Annotated in this window: 22 protein-coding genes; all 22 read left to right on the forward strand. The window is 53.2% G+C overall.

Annotated features, from left to right (window positions below; translation table 11 throughout):
* Positions 1-9 precede the first annotated feature (9 nt).
* Positions 10-729: a phage antirepressor KilAC domain-containing protein gene (locus M8Q36_RS15465; RefSeq protein WP_502825474.1), complete on the forward strand. Its 720-nt coding sequence runs from the start codon at positions 10-12 to the stop codon at positions 727-729.
* Positions 726-1,724 (forward strand): DUF968 domain-containing protein, encoded by a 999-nt coding sequence (locus tag M8Q36_RS15470; RefSeq protein WP_249881465.1) that lies wholly within the window; start codon positions 726-728, stop codon positions 1,722-1,724. The genes M8Q36_RS15465 and M8Q36_RS15470 overlap by 4 nt, the downstream gene beginning before the upstream one ends.
* A gap of 12 nt (positions 1,725-1,736) precedes the next feature.
* Complete coding sequence (locus M8Q36_RS15475) at positions 1,737-2,495, forward strand: antitermination protein (RefSeq protein WP_249881466.1); 759 nt, start codon at positions 1,737-1,739, stop codon at positions 2,493-2,495.
* 416 nt (positions 2,496-2,911) lie between these two features.
* A complete protein-coding gene (locus M8Q36_RS15480; protein WP_249881467.1) occupies positions 2,912-3,214 on the forward strand; it encodes a hypothetical protein in 303 nt (100 codons plus the stop codon).
* Positions 3,215-3,217: 3 nt separating this feature from the next.
* On the forward strand, positions 3,218-3,712 hold the full coding sequence (locus M8Q36_RS15485; protein ID WP_249881468.1) for a hypothetical protein: 495 nt from the start codon (positions 3,218-3,220) through the stop codon (positions 3,710-3,712).
* 144 nt (positions 3,713-3,856) lie between these two features.
* The gene (locus tag M8Q36_RS15490) at positions 3,857-4,237 is read left to right on the forward strand and encodes a phage holin family protein (protein ID WP_020454456.1); all 381 of its coding nucleotides are present in this window, start codon (positions 3,857-3,859) and stop codon (positions 4,235-4,237) included.
* A complete protein-coding gene (locus M8Q36_RS15495) occupies positions 4,224-4,508 on the forward strand; it encodes a phage holin family protein (protein WP_061493547.1) in 285 nt (94 codons plus the stop codon). Before M8Q36_RS15490 ends, M8Q36_RS15495 begins: the two co-directional genes overlap by 14 nt.
* On the forward strand, positions 4,505-4,954 hold the full coding sequence (locus M8Q36_RS15500) for a lysozyme (RefSeq protein ID WP_249882783.1): 450 nt from the start codon (positions 4,505-4,507) through the stop codon (positions 4,952-4,954). Before M8Q36_RS15495 ends, M8Q36_RS15500 begins: the two co-directional genes overlap by 4 nt.
* On the forward strand, positions 4,954-5,487 hold the full coding sequence (locus M8Q36_RS15505; protein WP_249881469.1) for a hypothetical protein: 534 nt from the start codon (positions 4,954-4,956) through the stop codon (positions 5,485-5,487). The genes M8Q36_RS15500 and M8Q36_RS15505 overlap by 1 nt, the downstream gene beginning before the upstream one ends.
* A gap of 634 nt (positions 5,488-6,121) precedes the next feature.
* Complete coding sequence (locus M8Q36_RS15510; RefSeq protein WP_249881470.1) at positions 6,122-6,322, forward strand: hypothetical protein; 201 nt, start codon at positions 6,122-6,124, stop codon at positions 6,320-6,322.
* 74 nt (positions 6,323-6,396) lie between these two features.
* On the forward strand, positions 6,397-6,804 hold the full coding sequence (locus M8Q36_RS15515; protein ID WP_249881471.1) for a DUF2513 domain-containing protein: 408 nt from the start codon (positions 6,397-6,399) through the stop codon (positions 6,802-6,804).
* Positions 6,805-7,116: 312 nt separating this feature from the next.
* Positions 7,117-7,608 (forward strand): DUF1441 family protein, encoded by a 492-nt coding sequence (locus tag M8Q36_RS15520; protein WP_249881472.1) that lies wholly within the window; start codon positions 7,117-7,119, stop codon positions 7,606-7,608.
* Positions 7,608-9,716: a phage terminase large subunit family protein gene (locus M8Q36_RS15525; RefSeq protein WP_249881473.1), complete on the forward strand. Its 2,109-nt coding sequence runs from the start codon at positions 7,608-7,610 to the stop codon at positions 9,714-9,716. Before M8Q36_RS15520 ends, M8Q36_RS15525 begins: the two co-directional genes overlap by 1 nt.
* On the forward strand, positions 9,713-9,925 hold the full coding sequence (locus M8Q36_RS15530; RefSeq protein WP_249881474.1) for a DUF6148 family protein: 213 nt from the start codon (positions 9,713-9,715) through the stop codon (positions 9,923-9,925). Before M8Q36_RS15525 ends, M8Q36_RS15530 begins: the two co-directional genes overlap by 4 nt.
* Positions 9,925-11,433, forward strand: a complete 1,509-nt coding sequence (locus M8Q36_RS15535) for a phage portal protein (RefSeq protein WP_249881475.1) — start codon at positions 9,925-9,927, stop codon at positions 11,431-11,433. Before M8Q36_RS15530 ends, M8Q36_RS15535 begins: the two co-directional genes overlap by 1 nt.
* Positions 11,360-13,384, forward strand: a complete 2,025-nt coding sequence (locus tag M8Q36_RS15540; protein ID WP_349654605.1) for a ClpP-like prohead protease/major capsid protein fusion protein — start codon at positions 11,360-11,362, stop codon at positions 13,382-13,384. The genes M8Q36_RS15535 and M8Q36_RS15540 overlap by 74 nt, the downstream gene beginning before the upstream one ends.
* A gap of 82 nt (positions 13,385-13,466) precedes the next feature.
* Positions 13,467-13,793: a DUF2190 family protein gene (locus M8Q36_RS15545; RefSeq protein WP_249881476.1), complete on the forward strand. Its 327-nt coding sequence runs from the start codon at positions 13,467-13,469 to the stop codon at positions 13,791-13,793.
* Positions 13,786-14,058: a DNA breaking-rejoining protein gene (locus tag M8Q36_RS15550; protein ID WP_249881477.1), complete on the forward strand. Its 273-nt coding sequence runs from the start codon at positions 13,786-13,788 to the stop codon at positions 14,056-14,058. Before M8Q36_RS15545 ends, M8Q36_RS15550 begins: the two co-directional genes overlap by 8 nt.
* An 11-nt stretch (positions 14,059-14,069) precedes the next feature.
* Positions 14,070-14,621 carry a phage tail protein gene (locus M8Q36_RS15555; protein WP_249881478.1) on the forward strand — a complete coding sequence of 184 codons (552 nt, stop codon included), beginning with the start codon at positions 14,070-14,072 and terminating at the stop codon, positions 14,619-14,621.
* The gene (gene gpU / locus M8Q36_RS15560) at positions 14,618-15,016 is read left to right on the forward strand and encodes a phage tail terminator protein (RefSeq protein ID WP_249881479.1); all 399 of its coding nucleotides are present in this window, start codon (positions 14,618-14,620) and stop codon (positions 15,014-15,016) included. Before M8Q36_RS15555 ends, gpU begins: the two co-directional genes overlap by 4 nt.
* A gap of 7 nt (positions 15,017-15,023) precedes the next feature.
* Positions 15,024-15,761, forward strand: a complete 738-nt coding sequence (locus tag M8Q36_RS15565; RefSeq protein WP_502825494.1) for a phage tail tube protein — start codon at positions 15,024-15,026, stop codon at positions 15,759-15,761.
* A 36-nt stretch (positions 15,762-15,797) separates the two neighbouring features.
* Entirely contained in the window at positions 15,798-16,205 is a 408-nt protein-coding gene (gene gpG / locus M8Q36_RS15570) for a phage tail assembly chaperone G (protein ID WP_249881481.1), read from the forward strand.
* Positions 16,206-16,212 lie beyond the last annotated feature (7 nt).

Below are 16,212 nucleotides of genomic sequence, written 5' to 3' on the forward strand. Positions count from 1 at the left end.
GAGATACGCATGCAACAGATGAACGCAACACCAGCTTTCACCCCTGCGCCATTTATGCCAGGGCAGGAATTGACAATGAGCAGCCAGGAGATTGCCGATCTGGTTGAGTCACGTCACGACAATGTTAAGCGCACCATCGAGCGACTGGCAGAGCGCGGAGTTATTCAGCTTCCTCCATTGGGGGTTGTTAAAAATCATCTAGGACAATCCGTATCGGTTTATGAGGTATGCAAGCGAGACAGTTATATTGTGGTTGCCAGATTATCTCCCGAATTTACCGCGCGCCTGGTAGATCGCTGGCAGGAACTGGAAAGCCAGCAGGCAATGCAGGTGCCGAAGTCATTACCTGAAGCACTGCGCCTCGCTGCTGACCTTGCAGAGCAGCAACAACAACTTAAGCAAGAACTTGCCGCCGCTGCGCCAAAGGTTGAGTTTGTCGACCGTTATTGCTCCGCGAAAGGCTCGATGTCCTTCAGACAGGTAGCGAAGCTGCTTAACGCAAAAGAGCCAGATTTTCGATGCTTCCTGCTGGATAACGACATTCTATACCGACTGGGCGGCACGCTGACACCGCGCCACCGTCATATCGCTCTTGGCCGGTTCGAAGTGAAAACCGGTACCAGCACCGAAAACAACCATGCATTCAGCCAGGCACGATTTACCGCAAAAGGTGTGCAGTGGATTGGCGGTCTGTGGGCTGCACATATCGCGAAGGAGGGCGCAGAGTGAGGGTTCTGTTAAACCCCGTCGTGGTAACTGAGCTTGGGCTTGTCATGTTCCGTCCCGGCACCAGCCTACTGCCGTATTTTCGCCGCGGCCGCATGTTGCTTGAGAACGAACCCGAGCGCCTGGCGGGTATGCCGAACGGTGAACTGCCACCAGCAGAGCAGCCGCTGGCGGAAGATCCGGCACTGGCTGGCGTATTCGAAAATGAAGCGGTGTTGCGCCGCGCTGGCGGCATCAACGGCCTGGAAAGCTGGCTTGAATCCGGTACCGGATGCCAGTGGCCACACGAAAGCTGGCACGATGAGAACATGACAACCATGCGCCACGCGCCGGGTGCGATCCGGCTGTGCTGGCACTGCGACAACATCCTTCGCGAGCACAGCACAGAGCGACTGGCAGCCATAGCAAGGGCGAACTGCGCCTCATACATCCTCACGACCGCACGCCGTGAGCTTGGCTTCGACGACTCCCATTCACTGACGCTGCCGGAGTTCTGCTGGTGGCTGGCGCGTTACGGCCTCGCCGACGTGCTGCCGGAGGAAGCCGCACGGCAGGTTCTCCTTATGCCTAAGCCGGTCATTAAATCGGTGACGCGCGAGCTTGATCTGGTGCCCGGTATGCCGCAGGCGCGGGAAATCGTTAAGGAGGTCGCAAAGCAAGTAGTGAAAATAGCAGCAGACCCGGATACACCGAACGCTCAAATGAAGCGTCCAAAAAGCACTCGACTGGTAATACCCAAATATATCAGTTGGGTTAAGACGCAGCCCTGTGTTGCATGCGGCATGCCTGCTGATGATGCTCACCACCTGATTGGACATGGACAAGGAGGAATGGGAACAAAAGCTCATGATTTTCACGTTATTCCGCTTTGCAGGGCGGATCACCGTGAGCTTCATGCAGATCCAAAAGCATGGGAAGAAAAACATGGTAGCCAGCTTGAACTGGTTATACGAATTCAACAAAAAGCGGCAGCCATAGGCGTGCTGGTGCTTGCGTAAAGTGGAGACGCTATGAACCTCGAATCATTACCTAAATTCTATTCGCCAAAGTCGCAGAAATATAACGACGAGACGCCAGCTACGGGCGGTGTCGCACTGACCATTACCGATGTAATGGCGGCTCAGGGCATGGTGCAGTCAAAAGCATCGCTTGGCTTTAATCTGTTCCTGGCAAAGATGGGGATTCAGGATCCGGCACCGGCGATTGATGGACTGATGAACTATGCGCTGGCGCTAAAAAATCCGGTGCTGACGAAACTCAGCGAGAAAGACCGCCTCGAAATTCTGCCGGTGTTGGTGCAATTCGCCTATGCCGATTATTCCCGATCGGCGGCAAGTAAGGCGCGGTGCCCGCACTGTAATGGCCTTGGTGTATTACATGTTATGCGCGATGTGGTCAAGCACCCCGGCGTTAAAGGTGTGGAGGCAAAGGTCAGGTATGAAGAGGTGCAAGAGATCTGCCATCACTGCGGCGGTAAAGGAGAGGTAAGAACAGCGTGCCGTGGCTGTAAAGGCAAGGGCGAAGTGCTCGATGAAAAGCGCACCAAGCTGCACGGTGTACCGGTTAATAAGGTATGCGGTCGCTGTAATGGCAATCGCTACAGCCGCGTTCCGACAACGCTTGCCCGCGCACTGGTCAAAAAAGTTGTGCCAGACCTGACCAATTACGAATGGTATAGCGGTTATGCCGATGTGATTAACGCGTTGGTGACTAAATGCTGGCTTGAAGAGGCAAGCGCAGAGATGTATTTGAGAAAAGTGACACGTTAGCCACATTTTCGCGACTTATGGCGTCACGATGCTTGCAATTTTCAAAAAAACTGGTTAGGATTTTCCCAACGATGGGCATTGTGTGTTCAGCGTTAAAAACCCGCCAGCGAGCGGGTTTTTTTATGGTAAACCGCCACCAATGAGATAAGTGCGATGGCGATACTAATGTTACATGTTTCAGCCTAACGGAAAGCTCAATAAGGCAGGACCACAATTTGAATCTGCAATAACAATGAATTGGTTGCCCGTACCAGTAAGCGGAATATTCTTATTGTTAGTAATTAAGTTTTATAAAAAACTGCAGATTGACTTTGATTCATTCGTAAGTTGTGTAAATACTAAGTCCTGATCTCATCACCTTGATTAATACATGTGCCATGCTATTTTTTTGTAAAAAAAAGTATGGGCCGTTAATCATGTCTGATGAAGATTCTAAGAGCTGGGTTGGTGACTTGGCTCATGAGACCTTTGGTGCAGTACTTTCCTTTTATGATAAGAACCCAACAATTGCATCGATAGGTTTCTTACTTCTTTTAGGATCACTGCCCCTATATCTTTTGCTCAAATTTGCAGCTAACATGCGTCGACTGGACAACGAAGCTGTTATATCTAAGCTAAAGTTACAGTATGAGTTTGCCGATAGTAGTAAGAAGACAATGGATGTTGCAGCCGACAAGGTTGAAGCTCCGAACACAACAACAACCACAACTGGTGGGTGACATATGAGCACTTTTATTCCTCTGCTTATAGTAGGGCTGGTGTTCTTACAACTTTCTTTGTACGCGAGAGCTGTATATTTGCGTCGAATGATCATGCTAAAACGGGTTATGGAGTATTTAGGTCGGGAGGATGCTTCTCTTAGGCTCAAGCAGTTAGTCGCATCTTCGTTCGAAGATACATTGTCTTTTAATCTTCCACTTGTGTTGGCTAGAACTTGGCGTCTGCAAAAAGAAGAAGACCCAAGAGTTATGGCTACCTTGGAAGAGTGCAAACGAGAAGAGATGGAAGATACTAGCTCGTTACCAGCGGCTGCTGAAGCAGATAAGATTATTCAGATGATGATAAGGCTCAATTTGAGCTTTAACCGGGTTCTGTGGTTTGCATCTATCCTTTGTAACTCTCAGGCAGTCAGGGTCAAGAAAACTGTTCCAATTGAACTGTACAAGAGCACGCCCATAGATTTAGAGACATTAGGGGCTACTCACCAACACTCATAATATTCATGTGAGGGTAGCTTGTCAGACCTCACCGTAAATGCAAAGGCCACCAATTGGTGGCCTTTTTCATTTCTGGCTGCCTACAGGCGGCCTTTCTTATTCCCCTCATTCTGAGAGGACTCACAGCATATACGAGGGGGCTAAATGTCCGAACCTGTTTCCGGTTCCGCTGCGGCGGCAAGCGCTTTAACCGGTGCCAGTTTGTATGGCTTGTTAACCGGCACCGATTACGGCGTCGTGTTCGGTGCGTTCGCTGGCGCCGTGTTCTATGTCGCCACTGCTGCCGATCTGACGATTCTCCGCCGTTCGGCCTACTTCATCGTTTCTTACTTCGCTGGCGTGTACGGCTCCGGGCTGGTGGGTTCAATGCTGGCGAGCATCACCCATTACAGTGACAAACCGCTTGATGCGCTCGGCGCGGTTTTGCTTTCTGCGGTGGCGATTAAGACGCTCACCTTCTTCAGCGAGCAGGATCCTCTGTCGCTGCTGCAAAGGTGGCGGGGAGGGACAAATGGTAACAAGTGATCCGCTGGTACTGACCAACGTGGTGACCAGTACGGCTATTGTTCTGCGCCTGATGATGTTTCGTAAGCCGGGCGGGCGACACAACTGGTGGGCGTCATGGCTGGCATATCTGATCATCCTGGCTTATGCCTCGGTGCCATTCCGTTTCATGTTCGATTTCTATTTCCATGTTCACTGGGCGACCGTGTTGATGAATCTCATCATCTGCGCTGCTGTATTCGCTGCGCGCGGTAACGTAGCCCGGATTTTTCACGTACTGAGGCCAGAATAATGCAGATCAGCGATAAGGGCATTGCGCTCATAAAACAGTTTGAAGGTCTGCGGCTGACGGCGTATCAGGACAGCGTGGGCGTGTGGACGATCGGCTATGGCTGGACACAGCCGGTGGACGGGAAACCAATCCGCGCCGGAATGACCATCAAAGAGGAAACGGCAGAACGTTTGCTGCGTACCGGGCTGGTCAGCTATGAAAGCGACGTATCGAAGCTGGTGAAAGTTAAACTGACGCAGGGCCAGTTCGATGCGCTGGTTGCTTTCGCCTACAACCTCGGCGCCCGGGCGCTTTCCACATCAACGCTGCTGAAAAAACTTAATGCCGGTGATTACCGCGGCGCCGCCGATGAGTTCTTACGCTGGAACAAAGCTGGCGGGCAGGTGCTGACTGGTCTTACCCGTCGCCGTGAGGCAGAGCGTGCGTTATTCCTGGATGGTGCGTGATGAACCGCATAACTGCTATTGCATCAATTGCGGCGGTAGTCGTTATTGCCGTTCTGGCAGCGCTGTTGGCATTTGCAAAAGCTGACCTGTCAAATGCAGAAAGCGATAACCGCGTCCTGAAGAGTGACAACGCGCTGCAGGGGCAGGTGATTGCCACTCAGGCATTCAACGTCAACCGGTTTAACCAGGTGGCGCAACTGGCAGCCAGTGCTAATGCGGTAGTCGCTGGTGATGCCGAAAAAACCGTTATTGAATACCGGGAGATTCTTCGCCGTGAGAAAACCTGTGATCTGCCTGTTCCTGCTGACGTTGCTCGCGGGTTGCTCGAATACGCGTACCGTTTACGTGCCAGCGCAATGCACACCGATTCCGGCCAGCCTGACACAACCGATGGTAGTGCCGATGCCACCAGCGGGCTGACATATTGCCAGGCGGTGCTGTGGATTCGGCCGCTGCTTTCAACTATCGAGCAGGGCAATAACAACTTTGCAGGTATCCGTGATATTGAGCGTCAGCGGCAGCAACAAAAATAGCCCTCCGAAGAGGGCGAATGGAGAAATATTTCGTTTATCTGATAGGTTCAAGCATTGACTAACGCTCATCCCTGAGCGTTTCCCTGGTGTGGGTAGGAGCCACGCTAGGGTTATTTAAACGTGGCACATAATGCCAGGTTGGCAAGAGTAAGCGGTAGTTAATAAGAGAAATCCTGGGTTTGCCCTCAGATATCGAACCAGCACCATCACCGGGCAAGTGAGCTACTTGCAGGAATACATCAGGCAGCAATGTTTAAAGTGAACGGGCTCAAATTCTAAGGATATATCGAACAAACGAACCGGTAAGATTATTACTATCCCTGATGCTGCATAACGCAGCGATACTCTGGGGATATTAGAATGTCTTTGTATTACGTAAATACGAATAAGCAGTCTAACGGTGATAATGAAGTTCATGTTTCTGGTTGCAGTTACATGCCGTCGGAGTCGAACCGGAAATATCTTGGTGACTATGGCTCATGCGCACCTGCTGTAACGGAAGCTAAGCGGCTTGGTTACAATGCAAATGGGTGTTACTACTGCTGCAAACCGTGTCATACAACTTAATAGCATCAAACCTTCACAAGGTCGCCAATGGCGGCCTTTTTTTATCCCCAGAAGCAGGAGAAGAAGCATGTTAACAGTAAAAGTAATGTCGCCCGGTGGCGGCGAAGAGATTCATAGCGGTCTGAGCGTTGGTTTCAATCCCGCCCAACAAAGCATCGCGGTTGCCGGCACGGATCAGAACATCTTTCTGAAAGAAGGAGAGGTGGCCTATGTGATGAACGCAGCAGGAAAGACCATCTCACGCTATGAGCACTCTGTGGGCGAGTAGGCATTACAGCAGGCATTCACTGAGTGCCTGTGATAATGCTAAATTAAACCCTCACTTCTTAAGTGGGGATGGCTATGAAAATAGATCATGAATATTTGAAAGGACTTCTTGAAGCTTTCGAGGCTGCAGGTGAGCCGCAAACAGATATTTATAAATTGCAGCAAGCTGGCTATGACTTCATGACTAATGAATTCTTATTTCATATGCGCTTGTTAGATGATCGAAACCTGATTGCTAGAACTGACGGTAAATATGGCTTCGGTTACTTTGAAGGTGCAGATGACGGAGGTTCGTGGGGCGCATTACCGTTACGTTTAACTGCCAGCGGCCATGATTTTCTCGAAGCGATACGAAATAAAGAAGTATGGAATACCGTAAAGACTGGATTTAAAGATGCAAGCATTGGGACGTTAGTTGATGTATCAAAGCGCTTGCTGGAAGGATTCGTTCAGAAAAAAATAGATAACATTCTTGGTTCTTAATAAATATCGAAATCCGCTTCATTAATTAAAACACGCCTCGCCTATGCGGGGCTTTTTTATTGCGCTTCGCATGCGCTAAACAATAGAAAGTCTTTCTGCCGTAAGCCTGCGACCATTCAATGCAAGCGATATTGATAATCATTAACAATTGAGTGGGTCCTCCCGGCGGAGCCGCCAGCCACGGGGCGACGCGGCCGCGGGTTTCGGCTAGTTTTCGCGTTTTATAGTCATCATCATCATGTGGGCAGCTTATTGATTTTTAAGGTGTCCGCTTTTCAATGATGTCGAATTGTTCAAAAAGTGTTCATCATCATGGACCAGGAAATCGCAGCGTTAAAACTCAATATCAACCAGCTCGCCGGTATCACTGGCGTCCACCGGCAGACGGTTGCAGCACGGCTGAAAAATGTCAGCCCGGCACCCGGCAGTAACAGCAAACTGAAACTTTATCTCGTCACAGACATTCTGTGCGAACTGATGATCCCGACCCTCTCCACGGCAAACGTGGAAGAAATGGAGCCAGCAGACAGGCTCGCGCACTGGAAAGCTGAAAATGAGCGGCTGAAATTCGAGGTCGACACAAATCAACTGATACCGGCCGAAGACGTTGCACGGGAATTTTCATTAATGGCGAAAGCTGTCGTTATGGTGCTTGAGACGCTCCCGGATATTCTTGAGCGCGACTGCGCGCTGACGCCGGTTGCGGTATCGCGCGTACAGAGTGTTATCGATGATCTGCGCGACCAGGTGGCACAAAAAGTGATGGACGCCGAACCAGAGGAGGGAGAGCCAGAGGAGGACTGATGGCAAAACGGGCATCAGCCAGGGGGATCCGCCGCGATGTCTCCGGCATTTTACGTGCCCCGCGTCGTATGCAGGTGGCCGATGCGGTCAGCTCATATATGCGTGTGCCGATGGGCGCGGGTAACTCCGTACCGTGGGATCCAAATCTTGCACCTTATATTATTGAGCCGATGAATTGCCTGGCATCGCGGGAATATGATGCAGTGGTTTTTGTCGGGCCAGCCCGAACCGGGAAAACCATTGGTCTGATCGATGGCTGGATTGTCTACAACATTGTCTGCGATCCGGCTGACATGCTGGTCATCCAGGTTTCCGAGGAGAAAGCGCGCGAGCACTCGAAAAAGCGCCTCGACAGGACATTCCGCTGCAGTCCGGAAGTCAAAGCCCGGCTGAGTCCCCGCCGCAATGACAATAACGTCCATGACCGGACATTCCGGGCGGGTAACTACCTCAAACTCGGCTGGCCATCGGTCAATATCATGTCGTCGTCGGACTATAAAAGTGTGGCGCTTACTGACTACGACCGGTTCCCCGAAGACATTGACGGGGAAGGTGACGCGTTTTCACTCGGTTCAAAACGAACAACCACGTTTATGTCCGGCGGCATGACCCTGGTCGAAAGCTCGCCCGGTCGCGATATTCGTGACACTAAATGGCGGCCTGCATCGCCACATGAAGCGCCGCCGACTACCGGTATCCTCTCTTTATTTAATCGTGGCGACCGTCGCCGCCTGTACTGGCAGTGTCCGCATTGCCACGAATATTTCCAGCCAGAAATCGCCAATATGGCGGGGTACAGGGAAACGGCGGATCCGGTTCTGGCAAGTGAAGCCGCTTATCTCCAGTGCCCTGCCTGTAAGGGCAGGATAACTCCGGAGATGAAGCGTGAACTGAATATCCGGCATGTCTGGCTACGCGACGGGGAAAAAATAGACCGGGATGGCAATCGATTCGGTGAACCACGTCGCTCGCGTATCGCATCGTTCTGGATGGAGGGGCCCGCCGCTGCGTACCAGACGTGGGCGCAGATGATTTATAAATTCCTCACGGCTGAGCAGGAGTATGAAGCCACCCGGAGTGAGGAAACGCTCAAAACGGTGGTTAATACCGACTTTGGCAGGCCTTATCTGCCCCGCGCCAGTCTTGAACAGCGTAAAAGCGAACTGCTCGAGCAGCGTGCCGAAGATGTGCCCAAACGCGCAGTACCCGACGGTGTTGAATTTATTATGGCTACTGTCGACGTTCAGGGCGGTAAATCCCGCCGGTTTGTGGTTCAGGTGACCGGGTATGGTGCGCAGGGAGAGCGATGGGTAGTTGATCGCTACAACATTCGCCAATCCTTGCGAACCAGCCAGGATGGAGAGTGTTACCCGGTAGATCCCGCCAGTTATCCCGAGGACTGGGATTTACTGCTTTCTGATGTGTTTGAAAAGTCCTGGCCTCTGGCAGGCGACCCGAAAAAACGCATGCGACTGATGGCAATGGCGGTCGATTCCGGCGGAGAGGATGGCGTCACCGACAATGCCTATAAATTCTGGCGCAAATGCCGCCGGGATGGACTGGGTAAAAGGATATTTCTCTTCAAGGGCGACAGCGTTAGACGCTCAAAACTCATCACCCGCACATTCCCTGATAACACTGACAGGTCCACCCGTCGGGCAAAAGCCGCGGGTGATGTGCCGCTGTATCTTCTACAGACTGATGCACTGAAAGACCAGGTTAATAACGCCTTATGGCGCGAATCCCCTGGTCCGAATTATGTGCATTTCCCGAAATGGCTCGGCAGCTGGTTTTACGACGAACTGACGTATGAGGAGCGATCAACCGATGACAAATGGAGCAAACCGGGGCGCGGCGCGAATGAAGCCTTCGACCTGCTTGTCTATGCCAGCGCGCTGGCGACCCTTCACGGCTACGAGAAAATCAAATGGCCGGATGCACCTGAGTGGGCACGGCGGGAAACCTGGCTGGAGGACGCGCCGGCGGAAACTGGCGAAACGCCACCCGCGCCGGAAGTTCATCCCGTGCCGGTAGTTAAAACCCGGCGTAAAAAGTCGAAATCCGAAACAGAAGCAAACCCGTGGGCTACGTCAGGAGGCTGGGTGTGAACCAGAGTGATATTGAAGCCATGATCCAGCGTTATACCGACGCAGAAATGGCGGTGCTGGGCGGCAAGTCCATTACCTTTAACGGGCAGCAGATGAGCTTTGAAAATCTGGCCGAGATCCGTAAGGGACGGCAGGAGTGGGAGCGTCGACTGGCTGCGATTAACAACAAACGCCGGGGCAGACCGGGCTACAGACTGGCGAGGTTCTGATGACCATCCTTGACGATGCAATCGGACTTTTTTCGCCGGCATGGAAAGCTTCACGGCTGCGGGCAAGGGCGGTGATACAGGCTTATGAGGCCGCAAGACCGTCCCGGACTCACAAGGCACGCCGGGAAAATCGGTCCGCTAACCAGCTGAGCCAGATGGGCGCCGTTTCCCTTCGGGAGCAGGCGCGCTGGCTCGACAACAACAACGATCTGGTGATCGGCATTTTCGACAAACTGGAAGAGCGTGTCGTGGGAGCGAACGGGATTGTGGTGGAGCCACATCCCAAGATGAACAGCGGCAAAATAGCGAAAAAGCTGGTGGTGGATATCCGCAAGAAGTTCGCTGAATGGTCTGTTAAGCCTGAAGTCACGGGCCAGTTCACCCGCCCCATGCTGGAGCGACTTATGCTTCGCAGCTGGCTGCGTGACGGTGAAGTATTCGCCCAGATAGTCAGCGGAACGGGCAACGGGCTGGTGCCATCAGCGCGGATCCCATTCTGGCTGGAGGCGCTGGAAGCGGATTTCGTCCCAATGAACAGCGATGTATCCCGCAAACTCAGCCAGGGGGTTTACCTCGATGACTGGGGGCGCCCGAAAGCCTATCAGGTCTACAAGATTCTGCCGGTAAGTGGGAAACAACTCGACACCAAGGATGTTGAGGCGGAAAACATGCTGCATCTGAAGTATACCCGGCGGCTGCATCAGACCCGCGGCAATTCGTTGCTATCCGGTGTCCTGATGCGGCTCAGTGCCCTGAAAGAGTATGAGGATTCAGAGCTGACTGCCGCACGTATTGCCGCCGCGCTGGGTATGTATATCAAAAAAGGAGACGGGCAAAGTTATGAGGATGATTCAGCGGGAACGGGCAAAGATGACCGCGAGCTGATGATCCAGCCCGGTATGCTGTATGACGACCTGCAGCCCGGTGAAGAGATCGGGATGATTAAATCCGACCGCCCCAATCCCAACCTGGAGACTTTCCGAAACGGTCAGCTGCGCGCCGTCGCTGCCGGCACCCGCCTGAGTTTTTCGAGTACTGCGAGAAACTACAACGGGACGTACAGCGCACAGCGTCAGGAGCTGGTGGAGTCCACCGACGGCTACCTTATCCTGCAGAACTGGTTTATCGGCGCGGTAACCCGACCAATGTACCGCGCCTGGCTGAAAATGGCGGTGGCATCCGGTGAAATTATGGTGCCGCGTGGTGTCGACATGGACACGCTCTATAACGCCGTCTATTCCGGTCCGGTGATGCCATGGATTGATCCGGTAAAAGAGGCCAACGCCTGGAAAACCCAGATCAGGGGTGGTGCTGCCACAGAATCTGACTGGGTGCGCGCCAGTGGTCGCAATCCTGATGATGTTAAATCCCGTCGCAAAGCTGAAATCGACGAAAACAAAGAACTGGGGCTGGTGTTTGATACAGACCCTTCCAATGATAAAGGAGGCACCAGTGCCGAAGTCAAAGAGCCGGGCGCGCCACCGTCCGAAAGCCAGCGCAAAAAGTAACTCCTGGTTCCGCATGCAGGCCAGCGGGAGCAGCACTGCCGATATTTTTATTTATGATGAAATCGGCTACTGGGGGGTAACGGCAAAACAGTTTGTCAGCGATTTAAAGGCGCTTGGCGATATCAGCCTGATCAATCTTCACATTAATTCACCAGGAGGCGATGTCTTTGACGGCATCGCCATTTTTAATGCGCTGAAGCATCACGGTGCGTCCATCACTGTTCACATTGATGGTGTGGCCGCGTCGATGGCGTCAGTCATCGCGATGGTCGGCAACCCGGTCATCATGCCGGAAAACACCATGATGATGGTTCATAAGCCATGGGGTTTTGCGGGTGGTGATGCCAACGACATGCGCGATTACGCAGACCTGCTGGATAAGGTCGAATCCGTACTTATTCCGGCTTATGCGCAGAAAACAGGCAAGTCCACTGAGGAGATTGCCGCCCTGCTTGAAGATGAAACCTGGATGGATGGCGCTGAGTGCCTCGCCATGGGTTTCGCCGATCAGGTTACCCCTTCACTGCAGGCGATGGCCTGTATTCATTCCAAACGTATTGAGGAATTCGAAAAGATGCCAAGCAGCATTCGTAATATGATCACGCCGCCGCGAAACAGCGCCCAGCGCGAGAACCCGGCACCGCAAAACACCCCGGACACGCCTTCCGGTGCGGACGAAACGACCATTCGTGCCCAGGTGCTGGCGGAGCAGAAAGCCCGCGTTAACGGCATCGGCGATCTCTTCGCAATGTTTGGCGGGAAACATCAGGAGCTTCAGGCCAAATGTGTTGCGGATCCGGAATGTTCCGTCGACCAGGCCAAAGACCTGCTCCTGGCTGAGCTCGGAAAAACGTCCACGCCATCCAACAAAACCACACCGGCTCACATTTATGCGGGCAACGGTAATTTCTGCGGCGATGGTATCCGCCAGGCGCTGATGGCGCGCGCTGGGTTTGAAGATCAGGAGCGGGATAACGTTTATAACGGCATGACCCTGCGTGAATATGCGCGGATGTCCCTGACTGAACGCGGAATTGGTGTTGCAAGCCATAATCCGATGCAGATGGTCGGCCTGGCGCTGACGCACAGCACCTCTGATTTTGGCAATATTCTGCTCGATGTTGCCAACAAAGCGTTGTTGCAGGGCTGGGATGAAGCGGAAGAGACATTCCAGCGCTGGACCAAAAAAGGCCAGTTGTCTGACTTTAAAACGGCGCACCGCGTCGGTATGGGCGGCTTCCCGTCGTTGCGACAGGTTCGCGAGGGGGCAGAATACAAATACGTCACCACAGGGGATAAAGGCGAAACCATTGCGCTGGCCACTTACGGTGAGATTTTCTCTGTCACCCGTCAGGCCATTATCAACGATGATCTGAATCAGTTAACGGATGTCCCGATGAAGATGGGGCGGGCGGCTAAAGGCACCATCGGCGATCTGGTTTATGCCGTGCTCACCAAAAACGCGAAACTCTCCGACGGGAAAGGCATTTTCCATGCAGATCACAAAAACCTGTCCCAGGGGGCTATCTCCGTAACCAGTCTCGATAACGCACGTAAACTGATGCGCCTGCAGAAAGAGGGCGAACGCTCCCTGAATATCCGTCCAGCCTTTATGCTGGTACCGGTAGGGCTGGAAACCACCGCAAACCAGACCATCAAATCTGCCAGTGTCAAAGGCGCTGACGTCAACGCCGGTATCATTAACCCCATCCAGAACTTTGCCGAAGTTATCGCGGAAGCTCGCCTGGATGATGCGGATGCGGAAGCTTGGTATCTCGCCGCTGCGCAGGGTAGCGACACCATTGAAGTGGCTTATCTGAACGGGGTTGATACGCCTTATATCGACCAGCAGGAGGGGTTCACCACCGACGGTATTGCGACAAAAGTCCGTATCGATGCTGGCGTGGCACCGCTTGATTACCGCGGCATGGTGAAATCCAGCGGGAAGTAATCCCCCATTGCAGAAACTGACGCCCGTAAGGGCTTTTTTTATACCCAAAATTCAGCCCGTCGCGGGCTGAAAGGAGTGCTCTGTGGCTAAGAATTTTATTCAGGATGGTAAAACCATTCCCCTGATCAACAGCGGTCAGACCGATATCCCCGGCGGTGCTCCCGTTGCTGTCGGCTCCGTTGTGGCTGTTGCAATCGCCACAATCCAGCCCGGTGAAACCGGTGATGGCTTCACCGAAGGCGTGTTTCTCCTGCCTAAGCTCACGGCTGACGCTATTACGGCTGGTGCCCGCGTTTTTCTGAAAGAGGGTGCCGTGCAACTTGCGGAAGCTGATGCGGTGCCTGCTGGTGTTGCCTGGGAAGATGCTGCCGCTGCGACGACGGTCATTGAAGTGAAAATCAATGCCTAACCCCTTCGACAATATGGTCAGCCGCATGGACGCGGCAACCGTTGCCATGATGGGAAAAACCGCCATTATCAACGGCACGTCGATGAGTGTTGTGCCTGCCGGATTTCTGGAAGAGATGGGGCCGTTGATGGGAAATGGCCTGTCGCTTGTGGTGTTCTCTCCCTACACACCAAAGCGGAATGACGTCGTCGACTATGAGGGGACCTCTTTCGCTGTCACCCGGCACGACATTTTTAACGGTAAGCCCCGTATCTTCATCGAGTGACGGGAGGTGTCATGTCCATCAAAGGGCTTGAGCAGGCGATGCGCAATCTGGAAAGCATCAGTAAAACGGCTGTACCGCGGGCATCTGCTCAGGCCGTGAACCGTATCGCTTCCCGTGCGGTATCGCGCAGTACAAAAGCGGTAGCAGGGGAGAAGAAACTGCCGCAAAAACTCATCAGGCAGCGCGCCCGTGTGAAAAAAGCCACGGTCAGAAGACCTGTGGTCACCATCCGTGTTAACCGCGGGAATTTACCGGCTATCAAACTTGGCCCGGCCAGTGTGCGATTGTCCCGGCGCAAAAAAGACAGCAGGGGAACGAACAGCGTTCTGCGGATCGGTAAATATTCTTTTCCCGGTGCCTTTATCCAGCAACTGTCGAATGGTCGCTGGCACGTACTCAGGCGCACCACGAAAAGCCGTTACCCGATTGAGGTGGTGAGTATTCCTCTTGCTGCTCCGCTTACTGAGGCATTTAACAGGGAAGTCGGTGGGTTGCGGGAGTCCGATCTTCCAAAGGAACTGTCCGCCGCGCTGAACAGACAACTGAGGCTGATCCTTAAATGATTCATACCGATATCCGTGCTGCTGTGATTTCTGCATTACAGGCGGCAATCACTGCTGAAACCACCTTTTTTGACGGTCGCCCGGCATTCATTGAACCAGGCGATTTACCCGCCGTCGCCGTCTATATCTCCGGTGCCGAATGTAATGAATCGGAGCTGGACGGGGAGATGTGGACGGCAGAACTGCATATTGAGGTTTTCCTCAAGGCGACCGAGACCGACAGCGCGCTTGATGCGTGGAGTGAAGACCGCATTCACCCTGTGCTGAGTGACATCCCGGCGCTGGATGAGCTTGTCGAAACGCTGTCACCCGTCAGCTATGACTATCAGCGCGATGACGAAGCCGCGACCTGGGGTTCCGTTGATCTGAAATATTCAATCACTTACTCAATGTGAGGACCGCATTATGGCGAAATCGCCTGCAGTACCCGTAAAAGGTGCCGGAACAACTTTGTGGATTTATTCCGGTACCGGTGACCCTTATGCAAACCCGCTTTCGGATATCGACTGGACCCGACTCGCGAAGATTAAAGAGCTGACGCCCGGCGATATGACGGCTGAATCATACGACGACAGCTATCTCGATGATGATGACGCTGAATGGGCATCTACCGCCCAGGGCACGAAATCAGCGGGTGATACCAGTTTTACGCTGGCCTGGAAGCCGGGCGAATCCGGTCAACAGGATCTGGTGAGCTGGTTTAACAACGGTGAAGAGCGTGCCTACAAAATCAAGTATCCCAACGGTGCTGTCGATGTGTTTAAAGGCTGGGCCAGCAGCCTGGGCAAAGCTATCCCGTCTAACGAAGTTATCACCCGCACGGCGAAAATCACCAATAACGGTAAACCGTCACTGGCCGAAGACCAGCGTGCGCCCGTCGTTCCTGTCACCGGCGTTACGCTGGATAAAACCACCGATGCCATTGGCGTGGGTGATACCGCCACGGCAACCGTCGTCATTGCCCCGGCAGGCGCAACGGATAAAGCCTTCCGCGTCGCTTCTTCGAGACCTGCCGTCGCAACGGTAACCGCGGATGGCATGACCGTCAGCTATAAGGGCGAGTCTGCGGGTACAACTGACATCATTGTGATGACCAGTGACGGACAGTTTATTGCACAACTGGACGTCACGGTTTCCTGATCACCGGGGCACCCGCCCCGTTCCCCGGAGTAATTCATGTTTCTTAAAACACAGCAATTCGCGTTCAACGGCGCGGAAATCACGCTTTACGAACTTTCCGCGCTCCAGCGCATTGAATACATCGGCTATCTCACGAAGGTATCAAAAGAGATCCCAGTCGATGCGGATGAATCAGTCCGCACGCAGATGACATCCATTGTGGGCGTGAAAATTTCTTCCCGGCTGGTGGCGATGTCTCTCTGGCAGGCCGATATCAACGGTCCGTCGGTGGATGAGCTTCAGCAGCAGGTTATGTCAACATGGCCGCTACCGGCGCTCAGTGAAGCTGAGTTTATCGTGCAGGAGATGTCGCTGATGTTGCCTCCCGTCCAGGCCGACGCAGATCCTGTGGAACAACCCGCAGATGAGGAAGCCAGCCCGGAAAAGTCTATGCCAGCGAGCTGAACTTCGT

The sequence above is a fragment of the Kosakonia sp. R1.Fl genome, assembly GCF_023516815.1.
In the GTDB taxonomy this organism is placed as follows: domain Bacteria; phylum Pseudomonadota; class Gammaproteobacteria; order Enterobacterales; family Enterobacteriaceae; genus Kosakonia.